Genomic DNA, 15,042 nt, shown 5'->3' with positions numbered 1-15,042 from the left:
ATATTGAGTAAATTGCAAAATTCGCTTTTTTTCTACAAACGACTTTCGTTAGAATATAGTAGTGTGTATTTGCTGAGTGAATAGTCATTCAGAAGAAGGGGATGAAGAATGTTAAGGATGATTAAGGCATAATTCGTGACGAAGAAGTCGGGAAGGTCAAGCTAAATAGAGGTGACATGTTGAAATACAAGGTGAAAGTAGTAATGGAAAGAAATAATGAATTCACGGAGTACCTTCATCAAAAGATTATGGAATACAACAAAGAATTTTCTTTGCATCATAGTCTTATGAAACGTCAAGACTCGACTCAGCCGATTAATATGATTGTGATGAATAGACATAATAAATGGGTTGGGGGTATGTCGGCAGAACTCTATTCTAACTGGCTTGAAATTGTCGACTTTTGGTTTGCAAAGTCGTATCGTGGGATAGGGATTGGAACAGAGTTACTTCATAAAGTAGAGTCTATAGCTAGGAAGAGGGGAGCTGATTATTCAATGATCACGACATTTGAATTTCAGGCAAGAGCTTTCTATGAAGCGAAGGGGTACAGAATCGTTGGTGAATTGAAGGATTATCCGCCAGGGTCAAGTTTTTATACAATGGTCAAAGGTTTGTGAAGATTAATCTTTAAAAGAAAGGGAGATGGTTAGATCCAACAATCTGTATTGCCGGACGACGGGAGCCAATCATATTATTACATAATAGTTTAAAATAGAGATGACGACATACGAGGTGATTGGTTTATGAGCTATGTAGAAGACCTTAGAAAAATGGTTGGACACCGTCCGTTAATTCTTGTCGGTTCTGTAGTAGTGATCGTGAATAATGAGGGAGAAGTTCTTCTTCAGCAAAGACGGTTTCCTGAAGGGGCATGGGGGCTCCCTGGAGGATTAATGGAACTTGGCGAGTCAACAGAAGATGCAGCGAAAAGGGAAGTATTTGAAGAAACCCAACTCTATGTCCGTAATTTAAAGCTGCTCAACGTTTATTCTGGAGAAGCCTATTTTACAACAGCAAAGAATGGTGATGAATTCTATTCTGTGACTACGGCCTATGTTACTTCATTTTATAGAGGAAGTTTACAGGCTGACCTCGAGGAATCCATTCAATGTTCTTTCCTAAACCCTGCAGATCTACCAGAAAAGATGATAGGCAGTCATCGCCAGATTATTGAGGATTATTTACGTTATGACAGTATTTAAGTTGGGAAGGAAGACTAGTTATTTTTGAAGAGGACAAGATCTCAAAATCAAGAGGTCTTGTCCTTTTAGTTGTTCAGAAAGTAGCCGAATCTCTTGTCCTTTGATCTGCAAATTGTTGAATGCCTACTTTTATAACTTCAGGCCGCTCCTGCTTTTAAAACGACGGAGCAATGTATGGCTTTCAACCCTCGTAATCCCTTCAAGAGCGTATAGTTCGTTATTAATAAATGATTCAAGCTCTTTAAAGTCTTTGACTAGTACGTGCATATGCAGTGTACTTGGTCCTGTCATTTGATAACAGCTTGCCACATAAGGATTATTGGCTAAATTCTCAGCAACTTCTACGAGAGAACGTGGTTCGCAATCTACTTCAAAAAAGGCAGAAACCTTTTTTCCAACCTTCTCACTGTTCACCACCGCTGTAAATCTTTCAATAACCCCGCAGTCGATGAGCTGGGTTACTCTTGACCGTACGGCAACACGGGAGAGCCCAAGGGTTTTCCCTATATCGGCATAAGACAGACGACCATCCTCAATTAATAATTCGAGGATGCGTTTGTCCGTATCATCAATTTTCATCTTGTAATCATCTTCCATAGGTTACCACCTAACATGATCAATAGAATCTTTTTAACCAGATTCATTGTATTTTTTTCCATAATGAAACCTTTTGTAAAAAATATTAGCATGAAGATTCTCGTCTTTCAAATATAATCTGAATTTATTCAAAATACAAAAAAATGCGACCTTTTTCGAGAAAAGGGGTTTCAATATTTTGAAAATTACATTATAATCATCTACAACAACAAACGATTGTTAATTTAAATGATGATTTTAATTAACGATTGTAAATGAAAAGTGGGTGATTTTTTAAAAAAGTTAAATAGCTTTAAGTATGCGCTCTCAAAATGAATGATTTTAAATAAAAAGGGGGATAGTGTGGTTGGTTTAATAGTAAAACGTTTTTTACAGCTTTTACTTCTGCTTTTTGGGATTTCCTTTCTCGTATTTATGAGTATGCACATTGCGCCTGGAGATCCGGCGACAATTATTGGGGGTCCCACTGCAACAGAGTCAGATCTTGAAGCAATACGAGAGGATTTAGGATTAAATAGGCCCGTACTTGTTCAGTACTTCGACTACATAAGGGGTGTTGTACAAGGTGACCTTGGTTATTCGTTTCAAAACAATCAAGCAGTAGCAGAAGCGATAATGACACGGTTTCCTCAGACGCTCAAATTAGCTGTTGCAAGTATGCTTGTAGCGATACTCATTGGAGTGCCCGCAGGAATTATTTCAGCAATAAAACAAAATTCCTGGTTCGACTTTTCAAGTACAACGGTCGCGCTTGCCGGAATTTCTATTCCAAACTTTTGGTTAGGCGCAATGCTCATTTTAGTATTCTCTGTACAGCTACAATGGCTGCCTGTTGGGGGATTGAGTGCACCTTTTTGGACAATTGAAGGGATAAAGCAACTGATTTTGCCGTCAATAACATTGGGGACAGCCTCAGCAGCCATGATCGCAAGAATGAGTCGATCCACTATGCTTGAAGTGGTTCGCGCAGACTATATTCGAACAGCTCGAGCTAAAGGTGCGAAAGGTTCGGTGGTCATTTGGGTACATGCCTTAAGAAATGCAATGATCCCTGTTATCACAGTAATCGGATTGAATTTTGGATTTCTTCTTGGTGGTACGATTATTGTAGAACAGGTTTTCGCAATTAATGGGGTAGGTCGACTGATGATTGATGCGATTTCAGCCCGTGATTTTCCTGTCGTACAAGGAACTGTTCTCTTAGTAGCTACATTATTTGTTGTCATGAATCTGATCGTAGACATTATTTACGCATTTATCGATCCGAGAATCAGCTACGATTAAAGGAAGGAGGGGATGACATGGCGAGTTCAGAATCAATTGGCCATGGTCAAGTTACACAAGAGGTAAAAGCAAACAAGAAAGAGCGAATGTTAGTCAAAACCACTAAACGCGTACTAAAAAATAAACTTGCTGTATTTGGACTTATCATTATTGCTATTCAAGTAATTATGGCTATTTTTGCGCCATTGTTTGCGGGGTACGATCCTGTGGAACAAGATCTTCCAAATGCCCAGCTTGGGATTTTGTCTGAGGGACATTGGCTGGGAACTGATAATTATGGAAGAGATATTTGGTCAAGGCTCGTCTTTGGGGCAAGAATTTCATTACTAGTGGGAGTTACATCCGTTACGTTAGGTCTGTTTGGAGGCGTCATTCTTGGGTTGCTTTCAGGTTATTACAGGAAGCTGGATGGACCGATTATGCGAATTGTTGACTTGTTGTTTGCTTTCCCAGGAATCTTGCTTGCGATGTTGATCATCGCTATGTTAGGTACAAGTTTAATAAATGTTGTCATAGCCATAAGTATTTGGTCGATTCCAACCTGTGCAAGGATTGTTCGTGGAAGTGTATTATCTGTGAAAAAACAAGAGTATATTTTGGCCATGAGATCACTTGGAGCAAGCAGTTCCCGTATCCTTTTGAAGCATATCCTGCCTAACTGTACAGCGCCGATCATTGTCTTTGCTACTATGCGGATGGCAACAGCCATTTTATCAACAGCAGCCTTAAGCTTCCTAGGTCTAGGGGCCCAGCCGCCTACACCTGAATGGGGAGCAATGATTGCTGCAGGGCAAGCCTTTATGTTTACCTCTCCGCACATGGTGATTGTTCCTGGAATTGCCATTATGCTCGTCGTATTTGCTTTTAACGTTGTTGGAGATGGTTTAAGGGACGCACTCGATCCTAATATGGATCTTGATGCTTAAAAAATAGGAGGTATTTTTATGAAGAAAAAGAGTATTCAATGGTCGATCTTTATTTTTTTAATCGCAATTGCTTTAACGGGTTGTAGTGGTGACGCTTCAACGAATGAAAGTGGAGATGGTGGAGCAGACGTAAGTCAAGAGATCACGTATGCTACTACCACAGATGTAGTAGGGCTCTCACCTATTGACACAAATGACTCTGTGTCTTCAGCTGTGATTGAACAGGTTTATGAAACATTGTTTGTTAGAGATCCCGAAACAATGGAAATTAAGCCGCGCTTAGCAGAATCCTATGAAAACCCCAACCCTACCACATGGGTAATTAAACTAAAAGAAGACATCACCTTTCATGATGGTACACCTTTTAACGCCGAAGCAGTAAAATATACATTTGACCAGTTTATGAGTGAGGAGAGAGCTGCACCAAGGGCTTCTTTGCTTGATCCAGTTGAATCAGTTGAAGTGAAGGATGAGTACACTGTTGTTATTAAAACAAAAGAGCCTTATGGTCCATTACTAGCAGCACTTTCCCACACAAATGCTTCTATTGTAAGCCCAGAAGCTGATAAAGGTGGGGATTTAAACCAAAATCCAGTAGGGACTGGACCGTTTGTTTTTGAAGAGTGGGTACAAGGAGATCATGTTTCACTTTCAGCAAATGAAGATTACTGGCGGGGTGCTCCTGAGCTTGAAAGTGTCACGATGAAGGTAGTCCCAGAGTATTCCACAGCTATTTCGATGCTGCAGACAGGTGAAGTTCAGTTTATAGATGCGATCCCAGCAGAACAGCTTCCACGTATTGAATCACTAGAGAATGTAGAAGTTCAAAAGAGAGAAGGAACACCTTTTTATTACCTAGGTTTTAATATGAGTAAAGAGCCTTTTAACGATAGTAACTTTAGAAAAGCAGTCTCTCATGCAATCAATCGTGAGGCTTACGTGAAGCAGTTAAATGGACTAGGAATTAAAAATGAAAGCATTATTGGTCCAAAAGTATTCGGTTACAGTGAAGACGCAGCAGATGCAGGGTACAGCTATGATCCGGAAAAAGCGAAGCAGCTTATTGAGGAACATGGATTTGAAGGACAGGAAATCACAATGCTTGCTGCCAACCGTGAGTCTTATATGAAAATGGCAGAAATTGTTCAAGCGCAACTCACAGAAGTCGGATTTAATGTTGAGATTGAAACAATGGAATGGGGAACGTTCCTGGACACTACAGCTGAAGGAAATTTCCAGATGACCTTCCTTGGTTGGTCGAATAGTACAGCTGATGGCAGTGAACTTCTTTACCCAATCTTACACTCCGATAATATTGGTTCATCAAACCGAATGAAATATAACAACAGTGAATTTGACCAACTTGTTGAGGCATCACGGACTACTGTAGATCAAGAAGTACGGAAAGAAAAGCTTAAGCAGGCGAATTTGATGGCTGTTAAAGATGGAGTTTTGGTTCCTATGCACCACGGTGTAGTTACCGTGGCTTACGATAAATCTGTGAAAGGATTGCAGATTGATCCAACAGGACAGTGGTCACTTTATAATGTCCACAGAGAGTAGGGGTGAGACAATGGAACAACTTTTAGAAGTGAAGAACTTAGTTACCTCCTTCAAAACAGCGGGCCAAAAGGTGTCCGCTGTTCGAGGAGTCTCTTTTTCCGTCAATCGTGGAGAAACCTTGTGCATTGTCGGTGAGTCCGGTTGTGGGAAAAGTATTACAACCTTGTCTGTAATGGGATTGCTTCCTGACAATGGAGAGATAACGGAAGGATCCGTTAGATTTAACGGTGATGAACTGACTAATAAAAGGAAAGAAGAAATGAGAAGGTTGCGCGGAAATGAGATTTCGATGATTTTCCAAGAGCCGATGACGGCATTAAACCCTGTATTCACCGTAGGCTATCAGTTAATGGAGCCGCTTAACATACACACAAATCTATCGAAGACGGAAGTAAAACATAAAGCCATTGATTTGTTAAACAAAGTAGGGATCCCAAACCCTGAGAAAAAGTTAAAACAATACCCTCATGAGCTGAGTGGTGGGATGAGGCAGCGAGTCATGATTGCGATCGCTCTTGCCTGTAATCCTTCGCTTCTTATTGCGGATGAACCTACGACAGCGCTTGATGTCACCATTCAGGCGCAAATTCTTGATCTAATCGATGATTTAAAGGAAGACTTGGGGATGGGTGTAGTTATGGTGACCCACGATATGGGGGTTGTGGCTGAAGTTGCCGATCATGTGATGGTGATGTATGCAGGTAATGTTGTAGAAAGGGGAACTGTAGAAGAAATTTTTTCAAATCCCGGTCATCCTTATACAAAAGGACTGCTTGCGTCTGTTCCCAATGTTGACGACGCAAACCAATCACTCGAGGCTATTCCTGGTTCTTTACCTAACATAAATGAAGAAATTTCGGGATGCAGGTTCCACCCAAGGTGTCCATTTGCTACAGAAAAGTGTAAGCAAGAAGACCCACCTCACTTTTCCATTTCTTCTAGTCATCAATCCAAATGCTGGTTACAAGAGGAGGTGACCCTACATGAGTCTAGCGACAAAGCCCTTTCTTGAGATAAGTCAGGTCAAAAAGTATTTTCCTATTAAAAGCAGTTTACTTAAAAAAACGAAAGCCAATGTTCAGGCTGTTGAGAATGTATCTGTTGACGTAGTAGAGGGAGAGACCATGGGGATAGTCGGCGAGTCCGGTTGTGGGAAGTCAACTCTTGGTCGTACGATCCTCGGTCTTGAGGAGCTTACGGAAGGCTCGATAAAGTTCCGGGGTGAAGAAATCGGAGGTCTATCCGAAAAGAAACTTAAAAAGTATAAAAAAGAGATGCAAATGATTTTCCAAGATCCATATGCTTCACTTAACCCACGACAACGTATTGGAGATGCGCTTGAAGAAGCTTTTATCATTCATACAAAAATGGGAAAAAAAGAGCGCACCCAGCGGGTCAAGGAACTATTAATTGAAGTCGGACTAAAAGAGGAACATGCAGAACGTTATCCTCATGAATTCAGTGGGGGTCAGAGACAGAGGATTGGAATTGCCCGGGCAGTTTCTCTTAATCCATCCCTAATTGTGTGTGATGAGGCTGTGTCTGCCCTTGACGTTTCCGTTCAGGCACAGGTTATTCAATTGTTAAAAAGACTTCAAGAATCACATCAATTGACCTACTTATTTATATCGCACGATCTAGGTGTAGTCAGACATATGTGTGATCGAGTACTTGTTATGTACTTAGGAGCTACGGCCGAGCTTGCCTCCTCGGAAGAATTGTATGCTAATCCATTGCACCCTTATACTCAGGCCCTTCTTTCCGCCATTCCAAGGCCTGTACCAGGGAAGAAAAGGGATCGAGTGCGACTAGAGGGGGATCTGCCTAACCCTGCTGATTATCCATCCGGTTGTCCCTTTCACACACGCTGTCCGCTTGCTCATGACCGCTGTCGTGAGGAAAGACCGGAATGGAGAGAGGTTAAACCAGGTCACTTCGTAGCTTGTCATGAAGTATAGTAGTTTATCTTCTTTTCATGATCAAACGCAGAAACAATAGTATTTGAATTTAGAGAGGAGAAGGAATGTGGATCACATCGACTACCTTTATCAACCTTATACAACCAATCGAGTAAGTACTGTCGCACATAAGGGGATGGTTGCAACATCCCAGCCGCTAGCATCCCAAGCCGGATTAGATATTCTCAAACAAGGCGGTAACGCAATTGATGCAGCTATTGCCACAGCAGCAACGTTAACGGTAGTAGAACCAACATCAAATGGCATCGGGGGAGACGCCTTTGCTCTCGTTTGGACGAAAAATAAACTGTATGGATTGAACGGGAGCGGGCATGCTCCGTCCTCCTTGTCTATTCAAGAGCTCAAGAAGCGCGGGTATGATGAAATTCCTAAGTTTGGTTTCGTACCCGTAACCGTACCTGGTGTTCCAGGAGCCTGGGCGGAGCTTTCGAAAAGATTTGGCAAGTTACCCTTTAAGGACGTGCTAGCTCCTGCCATTCAATATGCGAAAGAAGGCTTCCCTATTTCACCAGTACTCGGGAAGTTCTGGAACTCAGCCGTCGAGAAGTACAAGGAAACACTTAAAGGAGAAGAATTTCAACACTGGTTCGACACGTTTTCACCGAACGGCCGTGCACCACGAGTTGGCGAGCATTGGAGTTCACAAGGACACGCCGATACACTTCGGAAAATTGCTGATACAAAGGCTGAAGATTTTTACCATGGTGAGCTGGCCGATAAAATCGAACAGTTTTCCATCAAGCACGAAGGGTTTATCCGCAAGGAAGACTTGCAAAATTACCAGCCAGAGTGGGTTGATCCTATTTCGGTTAATTATAGGGGCTATGATGTTTGGGAGATTCCGCCCAACGGCCAGGGAATTGTAGCACTGTCTGCTTTAAATCTGTTAAAAGGTTTCAAAATTGAAGAAAAGGAAGCCGTGGATACTTATCATAAGCAGATTGAAGCTATGAAACTGGCTTTTGCTGACGGGCAGAAATTTGTTGCTGAGCCTAGTCATATGGAATTTGATTATCAGAACCTTCTAGACGATCAGTATGCAAGTGAACGCAGAAAGCTCATTTCCGAGAAGGCACTTACGCCTGAGCCTGGTCAACCCCCTAAAGGTGGGACGGTTTATTTAGCGACAGCAGATGAAGAAGGCAATATGGTTTCCTTTATTCAAAGTAATTACATGGGCTTTGGTTCAGGGCTTGTCGTTCCAGGGACAGGCATTGCGTTACAAAACCGTGGCCATAATTTTTCATTAGACGAGAATCATGCGAATGCGCTGGCAGGAAATAAGCGATCCTATCACACGATTATCCCAGGGTTCCTCACAAAAGGGGACGATCCGGTTGGACCATTTGGAGTGATGGGCGGTTTCATGCAGCCGCAAGGGCATTTGCAGGTCGCTATGAATACAATAGATTTTCATTTAAATCCACAGGCTGCGCTTGATGCACCGCGCTGGCAGTGGATGGAGAATAAAACGGTGTGGGTAGAGCCGAGCTTCCCTAGCCATGTAGCAGAAGCTTTAGCGAGAAAAGGCCATAAAATTGAAGTGCAGCTCGAGACTGGCGCTTTTGGACGCGGACAAATCATTTGGCGTGATAAACATACCGGAACGTTATTTGGCGGGACAGAATCACGCACAGATGGAACGATTTCTGCTTACTAAAGGTCTATAAAGGATTGATATGAGGGGGATGGGATTATGCAGCATTGGAATCTCTTCTTGGCCTTTTTTAGAGTAGGCATGCTTGGGTATGGGGGAGGTCCTTCCTCCATTCCACTCGTGCATAAAGAAGTCGTAGAAAAGTATAAATGGCTGTCTGACGATGATTTTGCGGATATTCTTGCATTAGGAAACTCACTGCCAGGACCGATTGCTACGAAAATGGCGGGTTATATTGGGTTTCGGGTCTCTGGGGTACTTGGCATGTTAAACGCTGTTCTTGCTACCATTATTCCCACAATCGCGATCATGATTGTTCTCATTACTTCATTAAATAGCTTTCGTGATCAGCCATGGGTGAACGGAATGACACAAGCTGTCGTCCCTGTTGTTGGTGTCATGCTTGCTAAACTTACCTACGACTTTATAAAAAAGGCAAAAGTTAGCTTAGGATGGTTAAATACAATCCTGCTAGGAGCAGGTTCCCTTATTTTAATAGAGTGGGCAGGGGTTCATCCGGGATTAGTTATTTTTGCCCTCCTTCTAGTAGCTTTGATTAGACCAATGGGCAAAAAAGGGGAAAAGTCGAAAGCTTATGTACGTAAGGAGCAATCATCATGATCTATTGGAAGATTTTTATTGCCTTTTTCATTCCTGGGATAGTGGGGTATGGAGGTGGACCTGCCTCTATCCCTTTAGTAGAGAACGAAGTGGTAGAACGTTTTAACTGGATGACTGTCAGCGAATTTAGCGAAATGCTGGCTATGGCGAACGCTTTGCCAGGCCCTATAGCTACAAAAATGGCTGGCTTCATTGGTTTTCAGCAAGGTGGGATAATCGGGAGCTTTATCGGGGTGTTTGCAACGGTGGCTCCTTCGTTAATCTTAATGATTGGGCTTCTGAGCCTATTGTATAAATTTAAAGACTCTCCTAGGGTTAAAACAATGACTGCCCTCATTCGCCCGTCTATTGCCATTTTGCTTGGAGTTATAGCCTTTCAGTTCTTCCGGAATTCGTACTTTTCTTCCGGAGCTCTGCAAACCATTCTGCTGATTGGCGTTAGCTTTTTTTTACTCGAGCGCGTGAAGGTTCATCCAGCCTTTGTCATATTAGGATCATTGATGTATGGAGCAATTTTTCTAGGATCCTAAATGGAGCACACCATTTAAGTGATGGTGTGCTTTTTTGTTCTTGAAGTTGACTGAGGATTCTACCCAAATACAGGACAATTATCTCCAAATTCAGAAGGTTTCTCCCCAAAATCATTGGGTTTCTGACTAAATCCAAAAAGTTTCTCCCTAAACTTGTCAGGATTCTATCAAAATCTAAAAAGATTCTTCCCTAACAGCAGTGAGGGGATAATTTAAAAGGGAGGAAAAGCACGAAACGTTTTGCCTTCCTCATTCGTATCAAGAACAGCACGAAATGGGGAGGAACCTTTAAATGAGCAATTATTCAATTGATCAATTCATTCAACAAACGAAGCAAGATGAAACAGAAAGTGAGTACTTTGAATTAGAAACACCGCGAATTCTTGAAGTCAATTTAATGGATGAAGTGTGGGCAAAATCAGGTTCAATGATCTCTTACAATGGCCAAATCAAGTTCGAGCGTGAAGGGATATTAGAGCATGGAGTTGGGCGCATGTTCAAGAAAGCTTTTTCAGGAGAAGGCAGCTCGTTAATGAAAGCACATGGCAGAGGTCGTCTATACTTAGCAGATCAAGGAAAGAAAATTACGATTTTTGACCTCGCCAACGAATCCATCACCGTTAATGGGAATGATCTTTTGGCTTTTGAACCAGGTATTGAATGGGATGTTAAGTTAATGAAAAAAGTAGCAGGAATGATGTCTGGTGGACTCTTTAATATTAAGCTTCAGGGCCATGGAAGAGTAGCGATTACTTCCCATTATGAGCCGTTGACTTTACTCGTTCGTCCTGGGGAATCTGTCCTTACGGATCCTAATGCAACGGTAGCCTGGTCAGGGCACCTCGAACCGGAGTTTAGAACAGATATCAGCTTTAAGACATTTTTCGGACGGGGAAGCGGGGAATCGATCCAAATGGAGTTTAAAGGTGAGGGATTTGTCATCGTTCAACCATTTGAGGAAGTGTACACGACGGGACGCAGTTCGTAAAAAATTATTTTTATCCATCAGTCATGTTGAAGAGGGCTTCAGCATAATTTTACAAACAGGAGAAAAAGTTGAGTCTTCACTCTTTACTTCGTTGGGAAATCGTTGTATCATATAAGATAACAAAATAAATAACGGAAACTTCTTATCCAGAGAGGCGGAGGGACTGGCCCTTTGATGCCCGGCAACCATCGAATCAATCCACGAGATTGAGAGAACGGTGCCAATTCCTGTAGGATGGTGACATTCTAAAAGATGAGAGGATCGTACGGAATATTACGACCCCTTTTCTTATACTGGATAAGAAAAGGGGTTTTTTGGTTTTAAAACCGTCAAACTCTCTTTGAAAAAGAAGTTCCGCGTTAAGAGAAGGGGAAGATGAGTTATGGCAACAGCTATTTTTGGTGCAGGGTGTTTCTGGGGTGTTGAGCCCTTTTTTGAGCGTTTTGATGGAGTAACTGCAACACGGGTGGGATACACAGGCGGTCACGCTGAGAACCCGACATATGAGCAAGTGAAAACAGGAACAACGGGTCACGCAGAAGCCGTAAAAATTGAATATGATCCAACTGTCCTCACATATGAAGAGTTGGTTAATATCTTTTTTGAGGCCCATGATCCAACAACCCGCAATAAGCAGGGCATGGACGTAGGTCACCAATATCGATCTGCTATCTTTTATACCAATGATTTAGAGAAGACGATTGCCAACGAGAAGATTAAGCAATGGGAAGCAAAAGGGATCTTTAAACGTCCGATTGTAACAGAGGTAGCAAAAGCTGAAGTGTTCTATGATGCAGAAGAATACCACCAAAAGTATTCACAAAAGAATGGATCAGTTGCGTGCGGAATCGGCTAATTAAAAATATGAGGGAGCCTTCCTTTTACTAAGGAGGGTTCTTTTTTATATCTATACATAGTGTTGAGGGAAGGTGAGCATGATTCATATTGTAACGGATAGGTATTCTTTTTTGTTTTGAGAGCGATGTCTTAGTTTTGTTGTGATCTGCTTGACGTGGATTGGTGGGCAAACATTTTCCGCTAACAATTGATGAACTTAAAAACGCTTGAAAGACTTGATCATAAAGGGCACAATCTTTAGTAGTTACTTATAATTGTAGGCGGTTAGGGGAGATACCATGTGGTTTAATGAGGGGTTACTCATAATCATGACGCTCTTTATGGTCATTGGAGCAATAGATTACTATCTTTTACATAACCGATGGGGTTTGGGTGAGAGTTTTTACAATGCGTTTATGATGATGGGGCCGCTTGCACTTGCGATGGTTGGAATTATTTCATTAGCCCCAGTTCTATCCGGATGGCTAGCCCCTATTATTACCCCACTGTATCAGTGGCTGGGAGTTGATCCATCGATGTTCGCTTCAACGATATTGGCGATTGATATGGGGGCTTACCAATTAGCAGAAGCCCTCGCTGCCAGTGATGATGCAGCGGTTTTCTCTTGGGCGTTCCTCGGTACGATGATGGGGCCTACGCTCGTTTTTACCATTCCAATTGCCTTAACAATGATTGCGAAAGAAGACTATCCTTATTTTGCAAAAGGGATATTAATCGGGCTGATTACAATTCCCATTGGTTGTCTTGCCGGAGGGGCTGTAGCCGGCTATGAGCTGGCGTGGATGATCCGCAATCTCATACCTACAGTAGTTCTAGCGGTGATAATAGGATTAGGATTATGGAAGTTTACCAATCTAACTATCCATTTATTTGCAAGGTTTGGCAAGTCAGTCGAGCTGCTGATCATCAGCGGATTAGTCCTAATTATTATCGAGACATTAACAGGCTTTACAATTGTTCAAGGGGTGGCTCCTTTAGAGGAGGGGGTAGGCATCGTGGGTCGTATCACGATCATGCTTGCAGGTGCCTATCCAATGGTTAGCTTTATTAATCGATCGGGACAGCGATTATGGGACAAATGGAGCGACAAACTTGGGATTAACTCGATAGCGATGACCGGATTCATCGCATCACTGGCCCACCATATTCCTATGCTAGCGACAATGAAAGATATGGATACAAGAGGAAAAGTGATGAATGCTGCGTTTGCGGTAAGCGGGGCATTTGTCCTTGGAGGCCATTTAGGGTTTGTAGCCAGTGTAAATAAAGAGGTGATTGTGGCTGTCGTCATCGGTAAGTTAGTTGCAGGCGGACTGGCTGCTTGGCTCGCGTGGTTCACAACCAGCCCTGCTGGGTTAAAGGAACAGTCAAGTTAAAGAGTTCCAAAATTCAAATAGCACTAAAAGATGAAAATAGCACATAGAATGGCTGTAATAACAAAGGTAATACTGTAGATGGTGGTTAATAAGCGAAAACTTGTTTTTTTGCCGTGATTTTGCAGGCTTGCCACTTCATCCTCTGCAGAATATCCTTCTGCCTCATATTTCGAAATGGTTTGGTTAACGTTCTTTCCAACATAAAGTGTTCCAACTAATGCTATGATACTGACGAGAATAATGACTGCCATTAAGAAAGGATACATGATCACCACTCCCTCTATTAGATTACCTTTATTTTACCTTATTAGTGGTTGTGATAACCATGCTATAAATTAAATAAATTGTATGTTTGATGAACATTTGCTAAGCCATTCAATTTAATGCATTTAGCAGTAGAGGTAAACTCTAGAAGATTCAGTTTTCATGAAAGGCAGAATTGTGTACAGTTAATAGAAGTGTGAGCCACACTTTACATAAGGGCTTGTGCTTTTTTGTTACAGGAAGGGAGGGATTAGAGTGAGAGTATATAGTGCTTTAATCGGCCTAAGTTTAATTTGGGGGATGTCCTTTGTTTTTATAAAATGGCTGCTTGATCCTGTTGGCGCGTGGGGAACGGTGTTTTTAAGATGTTCAGCAGCCGTTCTGATTTTGCTTCCGTTCCTTTGGATTAGAAGGGGAGCATCGTAAGACCGATTCCCTGGAAATCACTTATTTTCGTTGGGGTTTTTAATGCTGGTCTCCCATGGGGCCTGATTGCTTTAAGTGAAACCGAGATTAATAGTAGTACAGCAGCCGTTTTAAATGCATTAACCCCGATTTGTACTGGTCTTGTAGGTTTCCTCTTTTTCGCAATCGTCTTAAAAAAGCGGCAATGGCTCGGAATAGGTTTAGGGTTTACAGGTATTCTTGTCCTTATGGAGTTTAATGTGGATCAGCTAATTAAAGAAAGTTTCGTCGGAATCGGTACAATGGTTTGTGCCACCATCTCTTATGGATTTGCCTCCCAGTACACAAAAAAACATCTGCAATCAACAGGCGTCCTGCTGATTACTACCTATTCACTGACGATTGCAGCAGTAGTCGGTTTCATTGGCACGCTTGTAACAGGTACCACCTCCCGGATAAATGATGACTTATTTGCGGATCCACTCGTTCTGTGGTCCATTATTGGTCTTGGTTGTTTTGGTTCAGGGATTGCCCATCTGCTTTTTTACTATATTGTGAAAAACAGCAGCGCCCAGTTCGCGACATCTGTCACCTATTTAGTTCCCATTACGGCAATGGTATGGGGGTATGTACTGCTAAATGAACCGATTACTAAAAATTTAGCTTTCGGACTTTTGATTATCTTTGCGGGAGTTTATTTAGCCACCAGAAAGCCTAAAAGGAAAGACTCACAAACGAACAAGCAGCGTGTTGCAAGAGAAGGATAGTTTAATCGAAGGTGTTTGCACT

General features: G+C 42.1%; 17 protein-coding genes, 1 pseudogene and 1 riboswitch. Of the genes and pseudogenes, 16 read left to right on the top strand and 2 right to left on the bottom strand.

Going from position 1 to position 15,042, the window contains the following annotated elements; all coding sequences use genetic code 11:
* Positions 1–203 precede the first annotated feature (203 nt).
* Positions 204–620, top strand: a complete 417-nt coding sequence (locus MUO15_RS08540) for a GNAT family N-acetyltransferase (RefSeq protein WP_245035132.1) — start codon at positions 204–206, stop codon at positions 618–620.
* A gap of 126 nt (positions 621–746) precedes the next feature.
* The gene (locus MUO15_RS08535) at positions 747–1,205 is read left to right on the top strand and encodes an NUDIX hydrolase (protein WP_245035131.1); all 459 of its coding nucleotides are present in this window, start codon (positions 747–749) and stop codon (positions 1,203–1,205) included.
* A gap of 129 nt (positions 1,206–1,334) precedes the next feature.
* Here MUO15_RS08535 and MUO15_RS08530 read toward each other — a convergent pair whose 3' ends face one another.
* Positions 1,335–1,784 carry an Lrp/AsnC family transcriptional regulator gene (locus MUO15_RS08530; RefSeq protein ID WP_305853290.1) on the bottom strand — a complete coding sequence of 150 codons (450 nt, stop codon included), beginning with the start codon at positions 1,782–1,784 and terminating at the stop codon, positions 1,335–1,337.
* Positions 1,785–2,144: 360 nt separating this feature from the next.
* On the opposite strand from MUO15_RS08530, the gene nikB reads away from it, so the two are divergent.
* The 11 genes from nikB to eutH all read left to right on the top strand — a co-directional run bounded on the left by nikB (position 2,145) and on the right by eutH (position 13,584).
* Entirely contained in the window at positions 2,145–3,086 is a 942-nt protein-coding gene (nikB, locus tag MUO15_RS08525) for a nickel ABC transporter permease (protein WP_245035129.1), read from the top strand.
* Between the two features lie 17 nt (positions 3,087–3,103).
* Positions 3,104–4,012: an ABC transporter permease gene (locus MUO15_RS08520; RefSeq protein WP_245035128.1), complete on the top strand. Its 909-nt coding sequence runs from the start codon at positions 3,104–3,106 to the stop codon at positions 4,010–4,012.
* Positions 4,013–4,030: 18 nt separating this feature from the next.
* Positions 4,031–5,575, top strand: a complete 1,545-nt coding sequence (locus MUO15_RS08515) for a glutathione ABC transporter substrate-binding protein (protein ID WP_245035127.1) — start codon at positions 4,031–4,033, stop codon at positions 5,573–5,575.
* Positions 5,576–5,585: 10 nt separating this feature from the next.
* On the top strand, positions 5,586–6,587 hold the full coding sequence (locus MUO15_RS08510; protein ID WP_245035126.1) for an ABC transporter ATP-binding protein: 1,002 nt from the start codon (positions 5,586–5,588) through the stop codon (positions 6,585–6,587).
* Positions 6,559–7,533: an ABC transporter ATP-binding protein gene (locus MUO15_RS08505; RefSeq protein ID WP_245035125.1), complete on the top strand. Its 975-nt coding sequence runs from the start codon at positions 6,559–6,561 to the stop codon at positions 7,531–7,533. The genes MUO15_RS08510 and MUO15_RS08505 overlap by 29 nt, the downstream gene beginning before the upstream one ends.
* Before the next feature lie 76 nt (positions 7,534–7,609).
* Positions 7,610–9,214, top strand: coding sequence for a gamma-glutamyltransferase family protein (locus tag MUO15_RS08500; RefSeq protein ID WP_245035921.1), 1,605 nt, complete (start codon positions 7,610–7,612; stop codon positions 9,212–9,214).
* A 36-nt stretch (positions 9,215–9,250) separates the two neighbouring features.
* The gene (locus tag MUO15_RS08495; protein ID WP_245035124.1) at positions 9,251–9,832 is read left to right on the top strand and encodes a chromate transporter; all 582 of its coding nucleotides are present in this window, start codon (positions 9,251–9,253) and stop codon (positions 9,830–9,832) included.
* Positions 9,829–10,362, top strand: coding sequence for a chromate transporter (locus MUO15_RS08490; RefSeq protein WP_245035123.1), 534 nt, complete (start codon positions 9,829–9,831; stop codon positions 10,360–10,362). Before MUO15_RS08495 ends, MUO15_RS08490 begins: the two co-directional genes overlap by 4 nt.
* Before the next feature lie 292 nt (positions 10,363–10,654).
* Positions 10,655–11,350: an AIM24 family protein gene (locus tag MUO15_RS08485; RefSeq protein WP_245035122.1), complete on the top strand. Its 696-nt coding sequence runs from the start codon at positions 10,655–10,657 to the stop codon at positions 11,348–11,350.
* Between the two features lie 139 nt (positions 11,351–11,489).
* Positions 11,490–11,609, top strand: a riboswitch (SAM riboswitch).
* 123 nt (positions 11,610–11,732) lie between these two features.
* The gene (msrA, locus tag MUO15_RS08480) at positions 11,733–12,206 is read left to right on the top strand and encodes a peptide-methionine (S)-S-oxide reductase MsrA (protein WP_245035121.1); all 474 of its coding nucleotides are present in this window, start codon (positions 11,733–11,735) and stop codon (positions 12,204–12,206) included.
* A 280-nt stretch (positions 12,207–12,486) separates the two neighbouring features.
* Positions 12,487–13,584, top strand: a complete 1,098-nt coding sequence (gene eutH, locus MUO15_RS08475; RefSeq protein ID WP_245035120.1) for an ethanolamine utilization protein EutH — start codon at positions 12,487–12,489, stop codon at positions 13,582–13,584.
* Positions 13,585–13,607: 23 nt separating this feature from the next.
* On the opposite strand, the gene MUO15_RS08470 is transcribed toward eutH, so the two are convergent.
* Positions 13,608–13,850 (bottom strand): hypothetical protein, encoded by a 243-nt coding sequence (locus MUO15_RS08470; protein ID WP_245035119.1) that lies wholly within the window; start codon positions 13,848–13,850, stop codon positions 13,608–13,610.
* Between the two features lie 253 nt (positions 13,851–14,103).
* Here MUO15_RS08470 and MUO15_RS21915 point away from each other — a divergent pair, with 253 nt between their 5' ends.
* From MUO15_RS21915 to MUO15_RS21905, 3 genes and pseudogenes are all read left to right on the top strand, one after another.
* Positions 14,104–14,274, top strand: coding sequence for an EamA family transporter (locus tag MUO15_RS21915; RefSeq protein WP_318036211.1), 171 nt, complete (start codon positions 14,104–14,106; stop codon positions 14,272–14,274).
* Positions 14,268–14,441, top strand: a pseudogene (locus tag MUO15_RS21910) (EamA family transporter); the annotation flags it as partial. The gene MUO15_RS21915 and the pseudogene MUO15_RS21910, both read left to right, overlap by 7 nt.
* A 72-nt stretch (positions 14,442–14,513) precedes the next feature.
* Positions 14,514–15,020: a DMT family transporter gene (locus tag MUO15_RS21905; RefSeq protein ID WP_318036210.1), complete on the top strand. Its 507-nt coding sequence runs from the start codon at positions 14,514–14,516 to the stop codon at positions 15,018–15,020.
* The last annotated feature ends 22 nt before the right edge of the window (positions 15,021–15,042 follow it).

It is taken from the genome of Halobacillus amylolyticus (assembly GCF_022921115.1).
Classification (GTDB): Bacteria; Bacillota; Bacilli; order Bacillales; family Halobacillaceae; genus Halobacillus_A; species Halobacillus_A amylolyticus.
Note: the sequence above shows the minus strand (reverse complement) of the source record. Positions and strands in the feature narration are given on the sequence as shown.